At 69.8% G+C, this 16,697-nt stretch carries 17 protein-coding genes; 1 reads left to right on the top strand and 16 read right to left on the bottom strand.

Annotated features, from left to right (window positions below):
• Positions 1-47 precede the first annotated feature (47 nt).
• The 16 genes from trmB to murJ form a co-directional block, all read right to left on the bottom strand.
• On the bottom strand, positions 48-764 hold the full coding sequence (trmB, locus tag ACP2AH_RS17850) for a tRNA (guanine(46)-N(7))-methyltransferase TrmB (protein ID WP_425107014.1): 717 nt from the start codon (positions 762-764) through the stop codon (positions 48-50).
• Between the two features lie 92 nt (positions 765-856).
• Positions 857-2,050, bottom strand: coding sequence for a methionine adenosyltransferase (gene metK / locus ACP2AH_RS17845; protein ID WP_421698863.1), 1,194 nt, complete (start codon positions 2,048-2,050; stop codon positions 857-859).
• 131 nt (positions 2,051-2,181) lie between these two features.
• On the bottom strand, positions 2,182-2,592 hold the full coding sequence (locus ACP2AH_RS17840) for a helix-turn-helix domain-containing protein (RefSeq protein WP_421698862.1): 411 nt from the start codon (positions 2,590-2,592) through the stop codon (positions 2,182-2,184).
• Between the two features lie 110 nt (positions 2,593-2,702).
• A complete protein-coding gene (lnt, locus tag ACP2AH_RS17835; protein WP_425107013.1) occupies positions 2,703-4,301 on the bottom strand; it encodes an apolipoprotein N-acyltransferase in 1,599 nt (532 codons plus the stop codon).
• 42 nt (positions 4,302-4,343) lie between these two features.
• On the bottom strand, positions 4,344-5,582 hold the full coding sequence (locus ACP2AH_RS17830) for a hemolysin family protein (protein WP_425107012.1): 1,239 nt from the start codon (positions 5,580-5,582) through the stop codon (positions 4,344-4,346).
• 24 nt (positions 5,583-5,606) lie between these two features.
• Positions 5,607-6,134: an rRNA maturation RNase YbeY gene (gene ybeY, locus ACP2AH_RS17825; RefSeq protein ID WP_425107011.1), complete on the bottom strand. Its 528-nt coding sequence runs from the start codon at positions 6,132-6,134 to the stop codon at positions 5,607-5,609.
• Complete coding sequence (locus ACP2AH_RS17820) at positions 6,131-7,153, bottom strand: PhoH family protein (protein WP_425107065.1); 1,023 nt, start codon at positions 7,151-7,153, stop codon at positions 6,131-6,133. The genes ybeY and ACP2AH_RS17820 overlap by 4 nt, the downstream gene beginning before the upstream one ends.
• 98 nt (positions 7,154-7,251) lie before the next feature.
• On the bottom strand, positions 7,252-8,676 hold the full coding sequence (gene miaB, locus ACP2AH_RS17815) for a tRNA (N6-isopentenyl adenosine(37)-C2)-methylthiotransferase MiaB (protein ID WP_425107010.1): 1,425 nt from the start codon (positions 8,674-8,676) through the stop codon (positions 7,252-7,254).
• A 261-nt stretch (positions 8,677-8,937) separates the two neighbouring features.
• Positions 8,938-9,711 (bottom strand): lysophospholipid acyltransferase family protein, encoded by a 774-nt coding sequence (locus ACP2AH_RS17810; RefSeq protein WP_425107009.1) that lies wholly within the window; start codon positions 9,709-9,711, stop codon positions 8,938-8,940.
• Positions 9,712-9,715: 4 nt separating this feature from the next.
• Entirely contained in the window at positions 9,716-10,144 is a 429-nt protein-coding gene (locus ACP2AH_RS17805; protein WP_244379872.1) for a Fur family transcriptional regulator, read from the bottom strand.
• A 93-nt stretch (positions 10,145-10,237) separates the two neighbouring features.
• The gene (locus tag ACP2AH_RS17800; protein ID WP_425107008.1) at positions 10,238-10,744 is read right to left on the bottom strand and encodes a GNAT family N-acetyltransferase; all 507 of its coding nucleotides are present in this window, start codon (positions 10,742-10,744) and stop codon (positions 10,238-10,240) included.
• Positions 10,741-11,424 (bottom strand): tRNA (adenosine(37)-N6)-threonylcarbamoyltransferase complex dimerization subunit type 1 TsaB, encoded by a 684-nt coding sequence (tsaB, locus tag ACP2AH_RS17795; protein ID WP_244379870.1) that lies wholly within the window; start codon positions 11,422-11,424, stop codon positions 10,741-10,743. The genes ACP2AH_RS17800 and tsaB overlap by 4 nt, the downstream gene beginning before the upstream one ends.
• Before the next feature lie 87 nt (positions 11,425-11,511).
• On the bottom strand, positions 11,512-12,066 hold the full coding sequence (locus ACP2AH_RS17790; protein WP_244379869.1) for a NifU family protein: 555 nt from the start codon (positions 12,064-12,066) through the stop codon (positions 11,512-11,514).
• Between the two features lie 221 nt (positions 12,067-12,287).
• Entirely contained in the window at positions 12,288-12,785 is a 498-nt protein-coding gene (locus tag ACP2AH_RS17785) for a universal stress protein (RefSeq protein WP_425107007.1), read from the bottom strand.
• 33 nt (positions 12,786-12,818) lie between these two features.
• Positions 12,819-13,850 (bottom strand): tryptophan--tRNA ligase, encoded by a 1,032-nt coding sequence (trpS, locus tag ACP2AH_RS17780; protein ID WP_307018778.1) that lies wholly within the window; start codon positions 13,848-13,850, stop codon positions 12,819-12,821.
• A gap of 121 nt (positions 13,851-13,971) precedes the next feature.
• Positions 13,972-15,522: a murein biosynthesis integral membrane protein MurJ gene (gene murJ, locus ACP2AH_RS17775; protein WP_425107006.1), complete on the bottom strand. Its 1,551-nt coding sequence runs from the start codon at positions 15,520-15,522 to the stop codon at positions 13,972-13,974.
• 151 nt (positions 15,523-15,673) lie between these two features.
• Between murJ and ACP2AH_RS17770 the strand changes: the two genes are divergently transcribed.
• On the top strand, positions 15,674-16,672 hold the full coding sequence (locus ACP2AH_RS17770; protein ID WP_425107005.1) for an adenosine kinase: 999 nt from the start codon (positions 15,674-15,676) through the stop codon (positions 16,670-16,672).
• Positions 16,673-16,697 lie beyond the last annotated feature (25 nt).

Here is a 16,697-nt window from a genome sequence, read left to right as displayed (position 1 = left end):
CCGGTCAACGCGCGCGCCGGCCTCCAGGTTCCCACACTAGGCGGTAATTAGCGGCGCCGGAACTCGTAGTATCCCGGCCGCCGTCCCTCGCGCAGCGCCTTGGCCTCGTAGCGCGTGCCGGGCCAGCCGTCCCAGGCCAGGCGCCAGTCGTCGGCACGCTCCGCCGTCCAGTCGAAACGGGAATCGGCGAGGAACTGGCGCAGCGTCCACGCCGCATAATGCTCGATATCGGTGGCGAAGCGGAAATGCCCGCCAGGGGCGAGAAGTCGGGCGAAGCGGTCGATATTGTCCGCCTGCACGAAGCGACGCTTCCAGTGCCGGCGCTTGGGCCAGGGGTCGGGATAGAGCAGGTCGATCCGCTCCAGCGCGCCCGAGGGCAGGCGGTCGAGCAGCGGGATCACGTCGTCGCCATAGAGCCGCACATTGCTGAGGCCGCGTTCGGCCACAAGCGCCGTCGCCTTGGCGATGCCGTTGAGAAACGCCTCGGCGCCGATATAGCCGATATCGGGGTGGCGGGCCGCCTCGGAGACCAGATGCTCGCCGCCGCCGAAGCCGATTTCCAGCCGCACCGCGCGCACGGGATGCGGGAACAGCGCGGCGAGCGGGCCGGCGCCCGCCTCGTCGAGCGCGATGGACAGGCGCGGCAGGTCGGCGGCGAGATGAGCGGCCTGCGCCGTGCGCAGCTTCTTGCCCTTGCGCCGGCCATAGAAGGCGTGCTCGCGCGGGGGCTCGCCGGGGCGGCGGGAATCATCGTCGGCGGTCATGCGGACACTCGAAACGAAGGCGGGGCGGACCCGCAATGGACCGCCCCGCATAAGCACACTGAATCCCGCGCGCAATCGCGCGGGCGCAAACTTTAGCCGACGGCGGACTTCAGTGCCTCGACGAGATCGGTCCGCTCCCAGGAGAAGCCGCCATCGGCGTCCGGGGCGCGGCCGAAATGGCCATAGGCGGAGGTGCGGGCATAGATTGGCTTGTTGAGGCCGAGATGCTCGCGAATGCCGCGCGGGCGCAGATTCATCACCTCGCGCAGGGCGGTCTCCAGCTTGGCTTCCTCGACCCGACCGGTGCCGTAGAGATCGACATAGACCGCCAGCGGGTCGGAGACGCCGATCGCATAGGCGAGCTGGATGGTGCAGCGGTCGGCGAGATCGGCGGCGACCACGTTCTTGGCGAGGTAGCGCGCGGCATAAGCGGCCGAGCGGTCGACCTTAGTCGGGTCCTTGCCGGAGAAGGCGCCGCCGCCATGCGGGGCCGCGCCGCCATAGGTGTCGACGATGATCTTGCGGCCGGTGAGGCCGCAATCGCCGTCCGGTCCGCCAATGACGAACTTGCCGGTCGGGTTGACGTGCCACACGGTCGCCGGGGTGATCCAGCCATCGGGCAGCGCCTGGCGGATATAGGGCTCGACGATGCTCTGCACGTCGTGCGAGGACAGGTCGGCGTCAAGATGCTGGGTCGAGAGCACGATCTGCGTCACCTCGACCGGCTTGCCGCCCTCATAGCGCACCGTCACCTGGCTCTTGGCGTCCGGGCCGAGCACGGTGCTCTCGCCGGAATGGCGGGCCTCGGCGAGCAGCTTGAGGATTTTGTGCGCGTAGTAGATCGGCGCCGGCATCAGTTCGGGCGTCTCGCGGCAGGCATAGCCGAACATGATGCCCTGGTCGCCGGCACCCTCATCCTTGTTGCCGGCGGAATCGACGCCCTGGGCGATGTCGACGGACTGCGCGTGCAGATGCACGTCGATCGCCGCCTTCTCCCAGTGGAAGCCTTCCTGCTCGTAGCCGATATCCTTGATCGCGAGGCGCGCGATGTGGCTGAGGAAATCCTTGGTCAGCTGCGCCGGGCCGCGCGTCTCGCCGGCAATCACCACGCGGTTGGTGGTGGCGAGCGTTTCGGCGGCGACGCGCAGATGGCTCGGGTCCCAGCCGAACTCCGGGCCATGCTTGAAGAAGGCGTCGACGATCTCGTCGGAGATGCGGTCGCACACCTTGTCCGGGTGGCCTTCGGAAACGGATTCGCTGGTGAAGAGATAGGCTTGGCGGGACACGAGTCGGCTCCTCGATTGTCGACCGGCGCTTAAACCCGCGCCCGGCCGCGCATCTTTTGCAAGCGCGGTCGGGACGGTCAAGGTTTTAACGTCGGATTCGTTCGGAAAACAGAACGGAGCGCGTGCGCCGTTCAGGTCGCCGGCGTGGGTTCGGCCAGCGCCTCAACGAGGTCGACAATGCGGCGCCGGACCTTGGAATCCGCGATCTTGAGGAAGGCGCGGGTCAACGCCAGACCTTCCGAGGAGGCCAGGAAATCCGAGACATAGGCGGGCGAGGCGTCCTCGGCGAAGCCGCCGGCCTCAGCGTTCATCGAGGGCGCGCCCTCGAAGAAGAACGCCACCGGCACGGACAGCACCTGCGAGATATTCTGCAGGCGGCTGGCGCCGATGCGGTTGGTGCCTTTTTCGTATTTCTGGATCTGCTGGAAGGTGATGCCGAGGCTCTCGCCGAGCTTTTCCTGGCTCATCCCGACCATCATGCGTCGCATGCGGACCCGGCTGCCGACATGCTTGTCGACGGGATTGGGTGATTTCTTCGTCATCGGCTTCCCCGACTGCAAACAAAAAAATACCTCCCCCCCGCTGAGAGGGAGAGAAGCAGTACCCGAGCCCGCGAGCAGTCTAAGCGCAGTGCGTTCCGCCGTCGATCAATCTAAGCGTGTATCGCTCGCAGGCGCAGCATGAGCGCCCCGCAGAAGCAGCCCAGAAGCAGCAACCACGATAACACTCTGCCGTGTGTGGCATAAGCTGTAGCTGCCAAAGCTTGCGGGAGGCTGTCGTCGAGTACGCCCCGCACACCCAGGGGTAGAAGGGCTCTGATTCGTCCCAAAGGGTCCACCACGGCGGAGATACCGTTATTGGTGACCCGCACCAGCGGTAATCCCTGCTCGATCGCCCTCAGCCGCGACTGCTCGAAATGCTGGTAGGGGCCGGGGGTGAGGCCGAACCAGGCGTCGTTGGACAAATTGAGCAGGAAGCCCGGCCGCGGCGTCTCTTCGGCCGCGCCAGCGGGGGCGGGCATCACCTCGGTGGGAAAAATCGCCTCGTAGCAGATCAGCGGCACCGCTTCGGGCAGGCCGGGAATGGCGAGCAAGCTCCGCGCGGGGGCGGCGGCGAAGCCACCGCGCACCCGGGTCAGCGCTTCCAGCCCCACCGCTTCCAGCGTTTCCTGAAACGGCAGATATTCGCCAAACGGAACGAGGTGCACCTTGTCGGCATTGCCGCGAATCGTCCCGCTCGAATCGATCACCCGCACACTGTTGAACACATCCGGTCGGTCGCGGCCTGGCACGGGCTGATAGCGTGCCGCGCCGGTGACGAGCACCGTGCCGGGCGGCAACATGGCCACGATCCGCGCCAGCGCCTCCGGCTCGCGTTCGAGGAAGAAGGGGAAGGCCGATTCGGGCCAGAACAGATGGGTGACGCCCTTCAGCCCGCCCTGGCTCTCGCTGGTGGCGAGATAGAGGTCCATCACCGTGCGGCGGGCGTCGTAGCGGAATTTCTGGTCCTGCGGCAGGTCCGGCTGCATCAGCCGCAGCCGCACATCCGGCACGGTGGCGACCTCTGTGGTGGCGAGGCGCCATTGCCCACCGGCCCATAGGGCGGCGAGCAGCAGCACGGCGAGGGTGAGCGGCAGCGGGCGGGTGCGCGGTGAGCCCGCCGGCGAGAAAAGCGCGGCCGGGCTGGCGAGGCAGGCGAGCGTCGCGAGGCACAGCCCGGTGAGCCCGACGACGGAGGCGGCTTGCGCGAAGCGCAGATCGGTCGCCAGCGCATAGCCGAAATCGTTCCAGGGAAAACCGGTCAGCCACGCGCCGCGCGCGGTCTCCGCCAGGGTGAGGGCGGCGGCGAAGGCAAGGATCCGCCCCGGCCCACCCGTCCATAACAGCCGTGCCAGCACGCAGCCGAACCCGGTGTAGAGGGCGAGATAGGCCGGCAGGCCGAGCACCGCGAACGGCATCAGCCACAGGAAGGCGTCGGCCTGCACCAGGAAGGCCTCGCCGATCCACCACAGGCCGGCAACGAAATAGCCGAGGCCGAACAGCCAGCCGGCGAGGAAGCTCGCCGTCAGCGCCCGGCGCAGGGGTAGGCCGGCGGTGGCGTCGATCAGGAACACCAGCACCGGGAGCGTCAGCGCCAGCACCGGCCATAGGCCGAAGGGCGGCATGGCGAGCGCGGAGAGGCCGCCGGCCACCAGCGCGGCCAGGGCCCGCCAGCGGGCGGGGGCCGCCCGCAGACGGTCCGGGGTCAGCATCGGCTGGAAAAGGGCCGGGCGCCACCGGCCCCGGCCGTCGCGTCAGGCCGCATCGGTGTCGCGCGGCCGTTCGTTGCGGGAGGCGTCCCCGGCCTGCTGCGCCGGCGGCGGCAGGGCGCGCGCCCGGGAGACCGACCCGTCAGCGATGGCCGGGCGGCTGTCCGCCCCCGCCTCGCCGCGGCTCGCCGCGATGCGCAGCCGCTTGACCCGGCGCGGATCGGCGTCGAGCACCTCGATCTCGAAATCTCCCGGCCCCGAGACGATCTCGCCGCGCACCGGCACACGACCGGCGAGGGTGACGAGCAGGCCGCCGAGCGTGTCGACTTCCTCGGCCTCCTCGCCGAGCGCGAAGGCCGGATCGATCATCTCGGCCACGTCCTCAAGGCTGGCGCGGGCATCGGCGATGAAGCTGCCATCGGCCTGGCGGGCGATGGTGGGCGTTTCGTCTTCGTCGTGCTCGTCTTCGATGTCGCCGACGATCTCCTCGACGAGGTCTTCCATCGAGACGATGCCGTCCGTCCCGCCATATTCGTCGATGACGAGAGCGAGATGGATGCGGCTCGCCTGCATGCTGGCCAGCAGTTCGATGGACGGCATGGAGGGCGGCACGAATAGCAGGCGGCGGATCAGCTTGGCGCCGCTCAGCGAGTTGGACAGGTCGATGGCCTTCAGATTGAAGGACGGGCGTGCCGCCTTGCCGGCGGCGGGAGCCTCCGCCACGCTGGGACGCGGGCCGTTGCGCAGCGCCTCGGCGCGCGAGGCCGTCGCGCGGGGCGTCATGGCGCGCTGGGTGAGATAGGTCACGAGATCGCGGATATGGACCATGCCGACGGGGTCGTCGAGCGTGTCGTCATAGACGACGAGGCGGGAATGACCGGCCTCGGCGAAGACGGCGAGCAGCTCACCGAGCGAAATGTCCTTCTGCACGGCGACGATGTCCGCGCGCGGCACCATGAGGTCGCCGATGCGCAGCTCACGCAGGTCCAGGATGCTCTTGAGCATCGTCCGCTCGGTGGCGGTAAGGTCCGCCCCCGGCTCGGTGCTGGGCGCCGAGAGGGTGGCGGCGAGATCCGAGCGCAGCGAGCCGGTGGAGCGCCGCCCGCCAATGAGATGGCGAAGCCGGCCGAAAATGCCGGCGCGAGGCTCGCTGGAGCCTCCGCCGGCCCTGCTTCGCTGCCCGACGCTTGTCGCGGTGCCGCTGGTGGCGCCATTGCTGGCGCCGCTACTTGGGCCCTCGCTGCCCCGGGAGGCGGAGGACGGACTGGGAAGAGGATCGGACATTGGCCTTTTGGTCAGTTGATTCGGTCAGGGGTGAACGGGTTCGGTCTCGGCATAGGGGTCGGCGATGGCGAGGCCGGCAAGCACGTGCCGCTCCATCGCCTCCATCTCCTCCGCCTCTTCCGCGACCTCGTGATCATAGCCGAGCAGATGCAGCGTACCATGGACGGCGAGATGCGCGAGATGGTCGGCGATGGGTTTGCCCTCCGCTTCCGCCTCGCGCGCCAGCGTTTCATAGGCGATGGCGATGTCGCCGAGATGGGGATCGCCGCCCTCCCGCGCCACCTCGGGGGTGGGAAAGGACAGCACGTTGGTGGCGTAGTCCTTGCCGCGCCAGTCGCGGTTGAGCGCCTGCAGCGCCGCATCGTCCGTCAGCTTCACCGCGATCTCGGCGCCGTCGATGTCGATCTCGTATTCGGTGAGTGCGCCGGCGCAGGCGGCGTTGACCGCTCGCACCACGAGCGCTTCGGCGTCCGCGATCGAGGCCCAGGGCCCGGCCTCGACCAGAACGTCGACCTCGACCTGCGGCGCGGGACTGTCGCCTTCCCCATTCATGGCCGCGCGATCCCCGTCGGGGCCGCCGCCCGCGCCGCCGAATCCTTGCGGTCATAGGCAGCGACGATGCGCCCCACCAGCTCGTGCCGCACCACGTCGGCGGCGTTGAAGTGACACACGTCGACGCCTTCCACGTCCTTCAGCAGCCCCACAGCCTCGGCAAGGCCCGAGGTCTGGCCCGGCGGCAGGTCGATCTGGCTGGGATCGCCGGTGATGATCATGTGCGAGTTCTCGCCCAGGCGGGTGAGGAACATCTTCATCTGCATGGAGGTGGTGTTCTGCGCCTCGTCGAGGATGACGCAGGCATTGGCCAGCGTGCGCCCGCGCATGAAGGCCAGCGGGGCGATCTCGATCTCGCCGGACATCATCGCCCGCTCGACAAAGGCGCGGTCCATCAGATCATGCAGCGCGTCGTAGATCGGGCGCAGATAGGGATCGACCTTCTCCTTCATGTCGCCGGGCAGGAAGCCGAGCCGCTCGCCCGCCTCCACCGCCGGACGGGAGAGGATCAGCCGGTCGACCACGCGCCGTTCCAGCAGGTGGACGGCATAGGCGACCGCGAGCCAGGTCTTGCCGGTGCCGGCGGGGCCGACGCCGAACACCAGCGTCTGGCGCTTGAGCGCGCGGATATAGGCGTCCTGCGCGGCGGTGCGGGCGCGCACCGGCCGGCGGCGCAGCTGGATCTCGTCGAAGCTCTGCTTCTTGGTCGCGGGGTCGAACTCGAATAATTGCCCCTGCGCGGCGGCCTCGCGCAGCACGCCCTCGACATCGCCGGGCTGGAGTTCCCCGCCCTTCTTCAGCCGGGCATAGAGCGTTTCCAGCACATGGCGGGCCTGCTCGCAGGCCTCGCGCGGGCCTTCCAGCGTGACATGGTTGCCGCGCTGCTCGGCGACGATTTCCAGCCGCCGCTCGATGAGGGCGAGATTCTGCCCGTAATGGCCGAAGAGCTGGCTGGCGACGCGGTTGTCGTCGAAGGCGAGCACGATCTGCCCGGCGGAATCGTCGTCCGGCGTGTCGATCCAGCGCGGGGCCGCCGGAACGGCGCGCGGCGCCGCGCGCGGGGAGGTGAGGGTCCGTTCCGTCTCGCTACCAGATCCGCTACCAGGTCGACGCACGCTCACGCCTCCAGTTTTTCGCCCTGCCCGATGAAACGCGATTCGCGCGCCGGTCGTTCACCAAAAAACTCGCCGCCGCGTATGTCGCCCGAAAGACTCTTGGTGCTGACCTCGCGCACTTCCACCTCCGCCAGCGTGCCGATGGCCTCAAGCGGGGCCTCGACGACGACGGATTGCAGATAGGGCGAGCGGCCGATCAGCTGGCCGGGGAAGCGACCGGGCTTTTCCAGCAGAATGTCGAAGCGACGGCCGCGGCAGGCGGCGTCGAACGCCGCCTTCTGCCGGTCGAGCAGCGCCTGCAGCGCATGGATGCGCTCGGACTTCGCCGTTTCCGGCACCTGCTCGCCCATGCCCGCCGCCGGCGTGCCGGGGCGCGACGAATATTTGAACGAGAAGGCGGAGGCGAAGCCCACGCGCTCCACAAGGTCCATCGTGTCCGCGAAATCGGCCTCGGTCTCGCCGGGGAAGCCGACGATGAAATCCGAGGAGAAGGCGATATCCGGCCGGGCCGCGCGCACGCGGGCGACGATGTCGAAGAACAGTTCGCGGTCGTGCTTGCGGTTCATCGCCGCCAGCACCCGGTTGGAGCCGGACTGCACCGGCAGGTGCAGATAGGGCATCAGCGCGGGCAGCTCGCGATGGGCGGCGATCAGCTCGTCATCCATGTCGCGCGGGTGGCTGGTGGTGTAGCGCACGCGGGCGATGCCCGGCACCTCGGCGATGCGGCGCACCAGCTCGGGCAGGTTCGCGGTGCGGCCGGCGGCGTCGGCGCCGTGATAGGCGTTGACGTTCTGGCCGATCAGCGTCACCTCGCGCACCCCGGCCTCGGCGAGGCGGATCATCTCGTCGAGAATTTTGGGGAGCGGGCGCGAGACTTCCGCCCCGCGCGTATAGGGCACGACGCAGAAGGTGCAGAATTTGTCGCAACCTTCCTGCACCGTGACGAAGGCGGTGGGGCCGCGCTTGGCGATCGCCGCCGGAGTCGGCGGTGGCAGGAAATCGAACTTGTCCTCGACCGGAAACTCGGTCTCGACGATGCCGGCGCGCCGGTTATGGCCGCGCCGCTCGGCATCGGCCAGCAGTGCGGGCAGCTTGTGGTAGCTCTGCGGGCCGACGACGAGGTCGACGCCGCGCGCGCGCTTGAGGATTTCGCCGCCTTCCGCCTGCGCGACGCAGCCGGCGACCGCCACCATCTGCCGGCGGCCGGCTTCTTCCTGCGCCTTCTTCAGCCGGCCGAGCTCGGAATAGACCTTCTCGGCGGCCTTCTCGCGGATATGGCAGGTGTTGAGGATGACCAGATCGGCGTCGTCCGGGCTGTCGGTCTCGACATAGCCCTCTTTCGCCAGCGTGTCCGTCATGCGCTGGGCGTCATAGACGTTCATCTGGCAGCCGAAGGAGCGGACGTAGAGCTTGCGCGTATCACTCATTGCGTGTCGATCGACCCGTGCCGGTGGCCCACAGGGAGCCGCGCGGCGTCTTGCGTTGGAAAGCCGAGGGCGCGGTGGGCGCGTTCCCGCAAGGCGCCCTCGTTGCTCGCCGCTCGTTCCCACCTCGGTCGACTGCAGGTCGAGATCGTCCACGTCTCCGCGATTGACGCCTATGCCCCTGTGTAGCGGGATTTGCGCGAAAAGGAAATGCGCGGCAGGGGCGGCCGTAGGGGCAGGCGGCGTGAATTTCCGCCGTTTTCCTCAGCAATGGCGCCCGTTCAGCGCCTGCGCCAGCATGTGGCGCACCGCGCGCTCGGCCTCCTGCGCCGCCGCCTTGCGGCCGCTCGCGGCCAGCGGAGTGCCGAAGCGCAGCTCCACCTCGACGCCGCCGCGCCGCAGCACCTCCATTAGATGCGGCGCGAGGTCCATATCACCATACCAGGCGAGATGCGGGCGCCCGGCGCGGCCGACAGGCAGGCCGGAGAGGCCGATATAGGCGATGGCGAGCGGCTGGATGGCGGCCGCCGCGCCTTCCTCCTCGCCCATGCCCTGGCGGGCGGCGCCGATCAGCGCCGAGCGGAAGGGCAGCACCCGGTTGCCGTCGCTCGACGTGCCCTCGGCGAACAGCACCACCGGGTCGCCGTCATTCATCCGCGCGGCCATCTCCCCCGCCACCCGCCCCGTCGCCGTACGGGACGTGCGGTCGACGAAGATGGTGCGCTGGAGCTTCGCCAGCAGGCCGATGCCCGGCCAGCGCGCCACCTCGCTCTTGGCGACGAAGCACAGGGGCAGGCGCGAGCCCAGCACCAGAATGTCGAGCCAGGACACGTGGTTGGCAACGATGAGCAGCGGCCGCGCGGGCGCCGGCGCGCCGACCACCCGCACCCGCACGCCGATGAGCGCCAGCACGAGGCGATGGTAGAGCACGGGAATGGTCCGCCGCGTCGGCAGCCGAAGCGCCACCGAGAGCCATTGCAAGGGAATGCCGAGCAGCGTGACGAGCACGACCGGCACGATCACCAGCCACGCCCGCACGGCTTCAGTCCTTCTTGGGGTCGAGCGGCACGCCGTAAAGCTCCAGCCGGTGGCCGACGAGACGGTAGCCGAGCTTGCGGGCGATCTCTTCCTGCAGCTGCTCGATCTCCTCGGAGCGGAATTCCACCACCGTACCGTTGCGCAGATCGATGAGATGGTCGTGATGCTCGTCCGGCACCGGCTCGTAGCGCGAGCGGCCGTCGCGGAAATCATGACGGGCGATGATGCCGGCATCCTCGAACAGCTTCACCGTGCGGTAGACGGTGGAGATGGAGATGCGGTCGTCCACGGCGACGGCGCGCCGGTGCAGTTCCTCCACATCGGGATGGTCCTGCGCCTCGGCGATGATGCGGGCGATCACCCGGCGCTGGTCGGTCATCCGCAACCCCAGCGTCACGCAGGCTTCCTCGATCGCGGTCGGCTTGTCGTTCATTCCTCGGCCTGTTTCCTTCAGCCCGCAAGTGTCGGTGCATTCCCGCCCGCTCCGCCTTATGGCGCAGCGATGCGGGCGAGGGCAATGGTTTCCTCAGGCGATGTCCCGCCGCATGGTGAGCGCCGCCACCGGCGCGCCGGCGCCATTGCGATAATAGCCCGGGCGGCGGCCGATCTCGTGAAAGCCGGTGCGGGCATAGAGCTTCAGCGCCGCGGCATTGCCGTCCTCGACTTCGAGAAACACGGTGCGGTAGCCCTCCGCCGCCAGCGTGCCGAAGGCGGCTTCCACCAGCCGGCGGCCGAGCCCGGCGCCGCGCCGGCGGCTGTCGACCGCGACCGAGAGGATCTCCATCTCCGGCGCCACCCCGCTCAGCAGGATGAAGCCGACCGGCGTGCCGCCGGGGCCGTCGGTGGCCACCAATCCGCGCGTCAGCCGGTTGGCGATCAGCCGCTCGAACTCGGCCGCGTCCCAGCCGATGCGGAAGGATTGCGCGTGCAGCCGGGCCAGCGCCTCGGCATCGCCGGCCCGCATGGCGCGCAGCGTCGCCTCGCCGGGGCGGGCGCGGGTCATCCAGTCGAGCCAGGTCGGCAGCCGGCTCATCGCCGGGCGATCCGCCCGCCGGTCTGCGGCTTGGCGTCGGCGTCGCGCAGATAAAGCGGCTTGGGTTCGGAACGGGCGGGATCGGCGACGCTGGCGATCCGCGCCAGCCATACCGGGTCGGGCGTTGCGGTGGCGCGCACCTCCAGCGGCGGCTGCGCGCCCATCGGCCAGGCATCGACCAGGAGGCCGGCGCCAGAACCGACCAGCCGCACCGGCCCGTTGGCGACCGAGCGCGCCGCATCCTTGGCTGCCATGGCGCGCGGGCTCACCAGAACCCGGCCGGCGGGGCCGATCATCTGCAGATAGACATTGCCGTGGCGGGCATCGATGGCGGCGGCTACCGGAACTGCGTCGTCGCGCGCCAGCAGCGGGGCGGCGAGCACGGTCAGCGTCGGCAGGCCGAGCACCGGCTTGCCGGTGGCGAGGCCGAAGCCGCGCGCGGCCGACAGGCCCACCCGCAGGCCGGTGAAGCTCCCCGGTCCGACGGTGACGGCGAAAAGATCGATATCGGTGAAGGCCGCCCCGGCGGCGCTCATCACCCGCTCCACCATCGGGATCAGCGATTCGGCATGGCCGCGCGCCATGACGACATGCTCCATCGCCCGCGTCGCGTCGGTGTCCATGTCGTGCAGGGCCGCCGAACAGGCGTCGAGCGCGGTGTCGATGGCGAGAATCAGCATGGGCCAGAATCAGCAGGGTGGAGCGCGGTCATCGTTCCACCATGCACCTGCGCGCGCCCCTATGGAAAGGGCGCGCCCGTGCCGGTGTCAGACCGGGCGCACTTCCACCACGTCGGGAACGAAGTGGCGGAGCAGGTTCTCGATGCCGTTCTTCAGCGTCGCGGTGGAGGAGGGGCAGCCGGCGCAGGAGCCCTTCATGGCGAGGAACACCACGCCGTCCTTGTAGCCGCGGAAGGTGATGTCGCCGCCATCATTGGCCACCGCCGGGCGCACGCGGGTGTCGATCAGCTCGCGGATGGTGTCGACCAGCCCGGCATCCTTGGCCTCGAAGAAGGCGTCGTCGGCGGTGTGCGCGTGGTCCTCGGGCAGGATCGGCTGGCCGGAGACGAAATGCTCCATGATGGCGCCGAGAATGGCCGGCTTGAGATGCGCCCACTCGCCCTGCGCCTTGGTGACGGTGACGAAATCCGAGCCGAAAAACACGCCGGTGACGCCGGGCACCTCGAACAGGCGCACCGCCAGCGGCGAGCGGGCGGCCTCCTCGGCGTCGCGCGCCTCGAACGTGCCGTCGCCGAGCACGGAACGGCCGGGCAGGAACTTCAGCGTGGCGGGATTGGGGGTGGCTTCGGTCTGGATGAACATGTCGGTCTCCTTGCCAACCGGGGTTCAAGGCCGCGGCGACGGGGGAATGTGCACTTTAGATAAGCTCTCACGGGCGCGAGGGGAAGGGCGTCGCAGCGCCGCGCCCGCCTAGAGCCTGATCCGATCAGGTTGAATCAACCTGATCGGTGAATCATCCTCTAAACTATTGATAGAGAACGTTTTACCGATCGGATTGCGAGGCAGTCCGATCGGAACGTGCGCTAGGCCAGCGCGTCGATCTCGCTGTCGGAGAGCGCGCCCGGCACCAGGGTAACGGGCACCGGCAGGCTCGGCCACAGTCCCTTGGCCAGGGAGGCGATGAGCGGCCCCGGCCCTTCCTTTCCGGTGCCCGCGGCGAGCACGAGGATGGCGATGTCCTCATCCTCCTCGATGACGGCGAGGATCTGCTCGGCCACCACGCCTTCGCGCACCACCCGTTCGGTGGCGACGCCGGCAATGCCTTCCGCCCTGGCGGAAAGCAGATCGAGCCGCGCTTCGGCCTTGTCGGTCGCTTCCGCCCGCATCAGGTCGGCGACGCCGAGCCACTGGCTCGGCGCCTCTTCCAGCTGCAGCACGGCGAGCAGCACCACGGCGCCGCCGGTGCGCGCCGCGCGCCGCGCCGCGTAATAGAGCGCGCGGTCGCATTCCGGCGTGTCGTCCGCCAGCACGAGGAACTTCCGGCGGTGGCCGGGCTCATGGCTTTGGCGCCGGCGCGACATGGGCTCCCTCCGGGCGAATGGAACCGGCGAAGGCTAGCGCACGAAGCCGACGATGTCGCGCACGCTCGCCATGGTGGCATCCGCCAGCGCGCGGGCTCGGGCGGCGCCGTCGCGCAGGATGGCGTCGATATGGTCCGGCTCGGCCACCAAACGCTGCATCTCCGCCCCGATCGGCCCGAGCTTGGCCACAGCAAGATCGACCAGCGCCGCCTTAAAGGTGGAGAACTGCCCGCCGCCGAACTGGGCGAGCACCTCTTCCTTCGCGACATTGGCGAGGGCGGCATAGATGCCGACCAGATTCTCCGCCTCCGGCCGGCCCTTAAGCCCTTCCGCCTCGGAGGGCAGCGGCTCGGGATCGGTCTTGGCCTTGCGGATCTTCGAGGCGATCAGGTCGGCATCGTCGGTGAGGTTGATGCGCGAGAGATCGGATGGGTCCGACTTCGACATCTTCTTGGCGCCGTCGCGCAGGCTCATCACCCGCGCCGCCGGCCCGCCGATCAGCGGCTCGGGCAGCGGGAAGAACGCCTCGCCCAGCCCGTTGGCGGCGATGGAAGGGCCGAAATCATTATTGAACTTCTGCGCGATGTCGCGGGTCAGCTCCAGATGCTGCTTCTGGTCCTCGCCAACCGGCACATGGGTGGCGCGGTAGAGCAGAATGTCGGCGGCCATCAGGTTCGGGTAGGCGTAAAGGCCCACCGAGGCGTTCTCGCGGTCCTTGCCGGCCTTCTCCTTGAACTGGGTCATGCGGTTGAGCCAGCCGAGGCGCGCCACGCAGTTGAACACCCAGGCGAGTTCGGCATGGCCGGAGACCTGGCTCTGGTTGAACACGATGTGCTTGGTCGGGTCGATGCCGGCGGCGATGAAGGCGGCGGTGACCTCGCGGATCTGCCGCTTCAGGTCGGCCGGGTCCTGCCACACCGTGATCGCGTGCATGTCGACCACGCAATAAAGGCAGTCATGGCTGTCCTGCAGCGCGACGAAGCGCTGGATGGCGCCGAGATAATTGCCGAGATGCAGGTTTCCGGTCGGCTGGACGCCGGAAAACACGAGCGGCTTGAATTCCATGTCGGAGCGTCCTGTGGTCTGCGCCCTGCCGTGCCGCGGGAATGCCCCCGGCGCGGGGGCGCTATGGCACGCATGACCCGCAGGGGCAAGCATCTTCAACGCCCGCGCGTCTCTTGGACGATCAGCGGCGCAGGCCCGCCCGCAGCGCGGTCAGTTCGATACCGCCGAGCGCCAGCGCCAGCCCGGCATAGACCGCGCCGCCGAGCGCCACCAGCCCGGTCAGCGCCCCGGCGGCGGCGAGCCCGCCCTGCGTCAGCAGGCCCTCGCAGCCAAGGCGCGCCAGCATCACAGCCCCCGCCATGCCGAGCGCCGCGAGGCTGAGCCGGAGCAACTGCCGGCGGACGGGTTTCCCCAGCACCAACAGCCGCCGGCGGCCGAGGCCGATTCCAAGCCCGGCGAGCGCGACGACGCTGGACACCAGCACCCCCAGCGCCGGCCCCGCCATGCCGAGCGCCCCCACGCTGAAAAAGCCCGCCAGCGCACCCAGCGGCAGCGCGGCCAGGCTGGCGAGGGTGACAAGTCGCGGCAGCCCGCACGCGAAGGCAATGGCGATCAGCACCTTCTCCAGCGCCTGCGCCGGCAGGGTCAACGCCAGTAAGGTGAGGGCGGTGGCGGTGAGTTCGCTCGCCTGCGGATCGAAGGCGCCGCGCTGGAACAGCACCACCACGATGGGGTGGGCCAGCACGGCAAGGCCGAGCGCTGCCGGCAGCGAGAGCGCGAGCGCGGCGATGAGGCCGCCGGCCCCGAGCGCGGTCGGCCCGAAACCGGGTTCCTCCGCCGTGCCGCGCCCGTGTGCCAGCGCCGGCAGCAGCACCGCCCCGGCGCTGGCGCCGACCAGCCCGAGCGGCAATTCGACCAGCCGTGTGGCGTAGAACAGGGCGGCGACGCCGCCGCCAAGGCCGGAGGCCGCCGCCGCGGCGATGAGAAAGCGTAGCTGCGGCAGGGCGGCGGCCAGCAGCGGCGTCGCCGAACCGGCGAGCAGCGGTAGCGCCGCCTTGAGGTTCGCCGGCGCGAGGGTGAGGCGGACAAAGTCGCGCGGCAGGGCGGCGGCGTTCAGCACGACCTGCGTCAGCGCCCCCGCCACAACCCCGGCCGCCAGCCAGATGAGTGCGGCGGACGCGCTGATCGTGTGCGCGCCGGAGAGCCAAAGCAGCACGAGCAGGGCGATCACCGCGACATTGGCCGCCGCCGGCGCCATGGCCGGCCGGGCGAAGCGGCCGGCCGCGTTGGCGAAGGCGGCGAACACCCCGGCGAGCAAGGCGAGCGGCAGGCAGATCACGGTGAGCCGCCCGGCCAGCACGGCACCCGCCGCGCGCGGGCCGTCGCCGGCAAAGCCCGGCGCCAGCACGCTCACCACGGCCGGCATGAACAGGAACAGAAGCCCCGCGATCAGCAGTCCGGCGAGGGCGAACACCGCCACCACCGCCCCGGCCAGCGCCCGGCGCGCCGGCGCGTCCTCCGCCCGCGCCAGAGTCGGCAGCAGCGCGGCGTTCAGCGCCCCCTCGCCGAGCAGCCGGCGGGCGATCTGCGGCACGGCGAGGCCGGCGACGGAGGCTTCCGCCACCAGCCCGGTGCCGAACAGCGCCGCCACCCCAGCGTCGCGGGCGAAGCCGAGCACGCGCGAGGTCAGGGTGAGCAAAGCGACGGTGGAGGCGTGGCGGAGCAGGGCCATCGGCTAGCCATAGTCGGCCCGCGCCCGGAGGGGAAGCGGGCCGGGCTGTCGCGCGCCCTCGCCCGGCGGCAAGCGTTGCGGGACGGGCGCCCGTCTGCTACCGCGTGACCCGCCTTCATCCCCGGCAGACCCTTGCGGAGAAACGCCGTCCATGACCGTCCCCCAGCTCGATGTGATCGGCTTCGGCAACGCCATCGTCGACGTGATTTCCCGCACCGAGGACGGCTTCCTCGACCGCCACGGCATGCGCAAGGGCGGCATGACGCTGATCGACGAAGAGCGCGCGGAAGCGGTCTATGGCGCCATGGGGCCGGGGGTGGAGATTTCCGGCGGCTCGGCCGCCAATTCCATGGTCGGCATCGCCGCGCTCGGCGGCCGGGCCGGCTTCATCGGCAAGGTGCGCGACGATGAGCTGGGCGGCATCTTCGCCCATGACATCCGCGCCGCCGGCGTCGCCTATGCCACGCCCGCCGCGACCGCCGGCCCGGCCACGGCCCGCTGCCTCATTCTGGTGACGCCGGATGGCGAGCGCACCATGAACACCTATCTCGGCGCGGCGCAGGACCTGTCCCCCGCCGATGTCGATGCGGCCATGGTGGCGGGGGCGAAGGTCACCTATCTCGAAGGTTATCTCTGGGACCCGCCGCCGGCGAAGGAGGCCTTCCTCAAGGCCGCCGCCATCGCGCATGAGGCCGGGCGCACCGTGTCGCTCACCTTGTCCGACGCCTTCTGTGTCGGACGCTACCGGGCGGAGTTCCTGAATCTCCTGCGCGCCGGCACGGTCGATCTCGTCTTCGCCAATGAGGCGGAGCTGATGTCGCTCTACGAGACCGATTTCGACGCCGCCCTCGCCCAGCTGCGGCAGGAGGCGCGCCATGCCGTCGTCACCCGCAGCGAAAAGGGCGCGCTTGCGGTCATCGGCGGGGAGATGGTGTCGGTTCCGGCGTTTCCGGTGGCGAAGGTGGTGGACACGACCGGCGCGGGCGACCTGTTCGCCGCCGGCTATCTGCACGGCTTCGCCAAGGGCATGGCGGCGGGCGAGTGCCTCGCGCTCGGCGCGCTCTGCGCGGCCGAGATCATCAGCCATATCGGCGCCCGGCCGGAGCGTTCGCTGAAGGACTATGCCGCCGAGAACGGGCTGGGCGTGTAGAGCGTTTTCGAGCGAAGTGGATACC

This window comes from Ancylobacter sp. (assembly GCF_965249975.1).
Taxonomy (GTDB): Bacteria; Pseudomonadota; Alphaproteobacteria; order Rhizobiales; family Xanthobacteraceae; genus Ancylobacter.
The sequence above is the reverse complement of the archived record's forward strand: the minus strand, read 5'-3'. Positions and strand labels throughout refer to the sequence as shown.